We start from the raw sequence: 5,612 nt of genomic DNA on the forward strand, positions 1-5,612 counted from the left end.
GCCTTGGTCGTGCAGGGAACATATCGTGCCTCATAGTCGACATCATGGTCCGCCGGATATCGTTACGAGGTAAGGGGCACGCGGGAGGCGAGCACATGACGATGCAGGAACAGCGGCGGCGTGATCGCGGACCAAAGGGCAGGCCGCTGGATGACGCCGCGCTCGCCGAGGTCCAGGCGCTGCTTGGCGCGCGCCAGCGACGGCGCGACTTGCTGATTGAATTCCTCCACCTTATCCAGGACCGATATGGCTGCCTGTCAGCGCGGCATTTGCGGGCGCTGGCACAAGATATGCGTTTGTCGCAGGCAGAGGTCTACGAGGTGGCGACGTTCTACGACCATTTCGACGTCGTGAAGGAAGGCGAGATGCCGCCGGCGCCGCTGACAATCCGTGTGTGCGATTCAGTGAGTTGCATGCTGGCAGGCGCCGAGACGCTCCTGGCCGAATTGCAAGCGGGCGCCGATCCGGCGATCAGGGTCATGCGCGCGCCCTGCATGGGCCGCTGCGCTGGCGCGCCGGCCGCACGTATCGGTAATCGCGAGGTCGACCAGGCAACTGCCGAGGCCCTGCTGCGCATGGCCGCGGCAGCGGAGACCGATGTAAGCATACCCGATTATGTGGGACTGGAGGCGTATCGCCAGGCAGGAGGCTACCAGCTTTTGCAGCAGGTACGGATTGGGACGCTGAACACAGACCAGCTCATCGCCACCCTGGGCGATGCGGGCTTGAGGGGCCTGGGCGGTGCTGGTTTCCCTGCCGGCAAGAAGTGGCAGATCGTGCGCTCCTATCCGGGCCCGCGCCTGATGTCGATCAATGGCGACGAGGGCGAGCCCGGCACCTTCAAGGACCGCATCTATCTCGAGCAAGATCCGCACCGTGCCTTTGAGGGTGCATTGATTGCAGCGCACGCGGTCGAGGCGGAACGGATCTATCTTTACATGCGTGACGAATACCCTGCGGTGCTCGCCATTCTTCGTCAGGAGATCGCCGCACTCGAAGCTACCGGCATCGTCAAGCCGGGGTTCATCGAACTCCGCCGCGGCGCTGGTGCGTATATCTGCGGCGAGGAGAGTGCGATGCTGGAAAGCATCGAGGGCAAGCGCGGCATGCCGCGCCACCGCCCCCCCTACATCGCCGAGGTCGGCCTGTTCGGACGACCGACGCTCAACCACAATGTCGAGACGCTCTGGTGGATCCGCGACATCGTCGAAAAGGGCGCGCAATGGTTCGCTACGCAGGGCAAGCCCGGCCACCCCGGCATCCGCTCATGGTCCGTTTCCGGCCGCGTGAAAAATCCCGGCGTCAAGCTGGCGCCGGCCGGCGTAACGGTACGCGAATTGATCAACGACTATTGCGGCGGCATGGCGGACGGTCATGAGTTCAAGGCCTATTTGCCGGGCGGCGCCTCAGGCGGTATCCTGCCAGCGACACTGGGCGACATTCCGCTCGATTTCGGCGGCGATCTGGCCAAGCAGGGCGCCTTCGTCGGCTCCCATGCTATCGTCGTGTTCTCGCGGGCCGACAATATAAAGCAGGTCACGCTCAATCTGATGAAATTCTTCAAGCATGAGAGCTGCGGGAAGTGTACGCCTTGTCGCGACGGGACCGAAAAGTTGGTGGCTCTCTTGCAGGAGCAGGGTCTGATGCCGGAAGACAAGATTCGCGACCTCGAAATGGTCATGCGCGATTCGTCGATCTGCGGCCTGGGCCAGGCAGCGCCCAATCCGGTCAATCATTTGCTGACGCATTTCCGGAGTGACCTCTGATGGCCGAGAGCACGGTATTCACCCTCGATGGGCAAACCGTAAGCGCCACCCCTGGCGAGACTATCTGGGATGTCGCCAAGCGCCAGGGTACAAAAATTCCGCATCTGTGCCATGTCGACATGCCGGGTTATCGTCCCGACGGCAATTGCCGCGCCTGCATGGTCGACATCGAAGGCGAGCGCGTGCTGGCTGCCTCCTGCGTTCGCCAGCCTTCTGCCGGCATGGTCGTGAAAACCGATACCGAACGCGCCCGCAAATCACGCGAGATGGTATTCGAGCTCCTCGCAAGCAACATGCGATCGGCGAGCGACGGTCCAGACAACCTGTCTGCGTTCTGGCAATGGGCCGGTTCGATGGGAATTTCGGGCAGCCGATACCGTTCCAAGTTCACCGAGGAGGGGCTAGCGCCAGAATTCGACATCACCAATCCGGCCATTGCCGTCAATCTCGACGCCTGCATCACCTGCGGCGCTTGCGTGCGCGCCTGCCGCGAGGTGCAGGTCAACGACGTGATCGGCATGGCCGAGCGCGGAAATCACTCGGTTCCTGTCTTCGATATGCACGACCCCATGGGCCTGTCGACCTGCGTCAGCTGCGGCGAATGCGTCCAGGCTTGCCCGACTGGTGCGCTCTACGAGAAATCGCTGATGGACGAAACCGGCAAGACCCGTGTCGTCCAAGCGTTCGACAAGCTTGTCGACACGGTCTGCCCGTTTTGCGGCGTCGGCTGCCAGACGCGCGTCGCCGTCAAGGACAATAAAATCGTCCAGGTCGACGGCCGCAATGGTCCGGCGAACGAGAACCGGCTCTGCGTCAAGGGCCGCTTTGGCTTCGACTATGTGATGTCGCCCGAACGGCTGACGAAGCCGCTGATCCGCCGCGACGATGCGCCGAAAGCCGGCGACATCGATCTGCGCGATGTCGACCCGCTCACCGTGTTCCGCGAGGCCACCTGGGAAGAAGCGCTGGAGCGCGCTGCCAGCGGGCTGAAGCGCATTCGCGACGACCATGGCGGCAACGCACTGGCCGGCTTCGGCTCCGCCAAGGGCTCGAACGAGGAGGCCTATCTCTTCCAGAAATTCGTTCGGCAGGCATTCGGGACCAACAATGTCGACCATTGCACCCGGCTCTGCCATGCCTCATCGGTGGCCGCTCTGATGGAGGGCGTTGGCTCTGGCGCGGTCTCGGCGCCTTTCATGGATGCCATGAAGGCCGAATGCGTGATCATCATCGGCGCGCGGCCGGCGACAAATCATCCAGTGGCGGCGACTTATTTTAAGCAAGCGGCAAAGCGCGGCACCAAGCTGATCGTGATAGACCCGCGCGGCCAGGAACTGATGCGCCACGCGACCTACAGCCTCCGCTTCAAGCCAGGCAGCGACGTGGCGATGCTGAACGCGCTGCTGCACGTCATCATCGACGAGAGGCTCTATGACCAGCAGTACATCCAGGCCAACGTCTCCGGCTTCGAGGCATTGAAGGCAAAGGTGAAGGATTTCTCGCCCGAGGCGATGGCTCCCGTCTGCGGCATCGAGGCCGGTGTGCTGCGCGATGTGGCACGCACCTATGCCAAGGCGGAGCGTTCGATGATCTTTTGGGGCATGGGCATTTCGCAGCACACCCACGGAACGGACAATTCGCGCTGCCTGATCGCGCTGGCGCTGATCACCGGCCATGTCGGGCGCGCCGGCACAGGGCTCCATCCGCTGCGCGGCCAGAACAACGTCCAGGGCGCCTCGGACGCGGGCCTCATCCCGATGTATTTCCCCGACTACAAATCGGTGGAGAATGCCGATATCCGCGGCCAGTACGAGAATTTCTGGGGCCAGGCGCTCGACCCCAAACGCGGCTTGACCGTCGTCGAGATCGTCGACGCGATCCATGACGGCGAGATCCGGGGCATGTACATTATGGGCGAGAACCCGGCCATGTCCGATCCCGACCAGAGCCATGCGCGCGCCGCACTCGCCAAGCTTGAGCATCTGGTAGTTCAGGACATCTTCCTGACCGAAACCGCATGGCACGCCGACGTGGTGCTCCCGGCCTCCGCGCATGCGGAGAAACTCGGCACCTACACCAACACAAACAGGCAGGTGCAGATCGGCCGACCCGCCGTCAACCTGCCCGGCGAGGCGCGGCAGGATCTCGATCTCATCATCGAGCTTGCCAGACGCATGGGGCTGGACTGGAACTACAAACACGTTTCGGATGTCTTCGGCGAAATGGCGCAAGTAATGCCGTCGCTGAAGCATATTTCCTGGGAGCGCATCGAACGCGAGGAGTCCGTCGTCTATCCTGCCGATGGTCCTGATGTTCCTGGCAACGAGATCGTCTTCACCACCGGGTTCCCGACCGCGGATGGCCGCGGGCGCATCGTGCCCGCCGACCTCCTGCCCCCCGACGAGGTGCCCGACGACGAATATCCTCTGGTGCTAACCACCGGGCGCTTGCTGGAGCACTGGCACACGGGCGCCATGACACGCCGCGCCGGGGTGCTCAACGCGATCGAGCCCTACGGCATTGCTGCGATGAATCCCTACGAGATCAGGCGCCGCGGCCTTGCGCAGGGGGACGTGATAAACGTAGAAACGCGGCGCGGCGTCGTCGAAGCCATTCTGCGGGCCGATCGAGAGGTCGCCGATGGCATGGTGTTCATGCCGTTCTGCTTTAACGAGAGCCCGGCCAACATGCTTACCAATCCTATGCTCGATCCTTACGGCAAGATCCCCGAGTTCAAATATTGTGCCGCGCGGATCGTGCCGGCATCGAGATCGGTCGAAGCTGCCGAATGATGTTGGAAACTGCCCGCTGACGTAGCTTGGTCGATGGCTGACTTGACGAATGCCATTTGCTCTACCGCCGCCGCATTGCCGGAGTCCGGAAGGCGCCAACCCACGTTGCAGGCCTTTGCGAAGATCGATAGATCGGAAAGCGCCGTTGCCGCCCAGACTCAGTCCACGCTTATTCCGAAGATACTCACTCGGCGTCCTCCTCATAGGTTTGTTTGGGCTGAAGGCGACGCGAGATGCATTCTAACGGAACGGTGCCGGCTTGCTTGCTTCAGTTTTCCGAGCGCCAGCCGAAGCACAGAAGCTCACCGCCGGCTTTCCGTTTTTCATTCTGAGTATGTAAGCAGGTCGACGCGTTCATGGGCGCTGAACCGCGGGGCAAGCTCTTGTCACCGCAACTCACCCGACCAACATGCGCGCTTCCCGCGCTGCTTCAATAAAAGCGTCTCTGGCGATGTCAGCCGGAACGTTGCCATTCAACGCCTGCTGGCATGCTCGTAGTGTAGATCGATGCTTGGCGCTTCCTTCGTTGCGCCACTTGTCGTTGAGCAAGTCAAAAGCCTCACGAGCGTTGGTAAGGTTTCGGATGTCGCCGCTGATGCCGGTGGCAACGGCTACAGGTTTGGAAAACCACGCTTCATACATGGGAAAGCCTCTGACGCGCACAGCTCACAACGCACGTCACAACACGGAGTTTCATCATCACGCATCACCGTCCCGCGAAAGCCGGGCTGTCTGAATATCGGTCGCGTCCGCTACTTTCAGCCTTCGGGAGGTATGCCAGGCGGGACCGTCCTAAAATGCCCCCCTGGGGTCGGCGGAGCCGCGTCCGTCGTAAAATGGCAGGTAATTGTGCCTGCCATTTTGATTCGCAAAAAGCCCCATTCAGTTGGCGCCGCCAAGTTGCTTGGTCATCTTGCAGAAATTGTCGTGATTTTTGGCTATGGCTTCGTCGCCACACTCCTTCATCATCCCGGCTCGGTCCTCGTCGTTCATCGCCATCCACGCGCTCCTGAAGTCGGCTTGCGATTTCAAGGTCTTCATGGTGGAGTCGGTG

The 5,612-nt window shown here is 61.8% G+C and carries 3 protein-coding genes; 2 read left to right on the plus strand and 1 reads right to left on the minus strand.

Annotated features, from left to right (window positions below):
* The first annotated feature begins 95 nt into the window (after positions 1–95).
* Positions 96–1,766 (plus strand): NAD(P)H-dependent oxidoreductase subunit E, encoded by a 1,671-nt coding sequence (locus tag EN925_RS20845; RefSeq protein ID WP_127365595.1) that lies wholly within the window; start codon positions 96–98, stop codon positions 1,764–1,766.
* Positions 1,766–4,558 (plus strand): formate dehydrogenase subunit alpha, encoded by a 2,793-nt coding sequence (gene fdhF / locus EN925_RS20850; protein ID WP_127368546.1) that lies wholly within the window; start codon positions 1,766–1,768, stop codon positions 4,556–4,558. The genes EN925_RS20845 and fdhF overlap by 1 nt, the downstream gene beginning before the upstream one ends.
* 396 nt (positions 4,559–4,954) lie before the next feature.
* Here the strand turns inward: fdhF and EN925_RS20855 are convergent, their stop codons facing one another.
* Positions 4,955–5,200 (minus strand): DUF982 domain-containing protein, encoded by a 246-nt coding sequence (locus EN925_RS20855; RefSeq protein ID WP_127368545.1) that lies wholly within the window; start codon positions 5,198–5,200, stop codon positions 4,955–4,957.
* Between the last annotated feature and the right edge of the window lie 412 nt (positions 5,201–5,612).

The sequence above is a fragment of the Mesorhizobium sp. M7A.F.Ca.US.006.04.2.1 genome (genome assembly GCF_004022915.1).
GTDB lineage: Bacteria > Pseudomonadota > Alphaproteobacteria > Rhizobiales > Rhizobiaceae > Mesorhizobium > Mesorhizobium ciceri.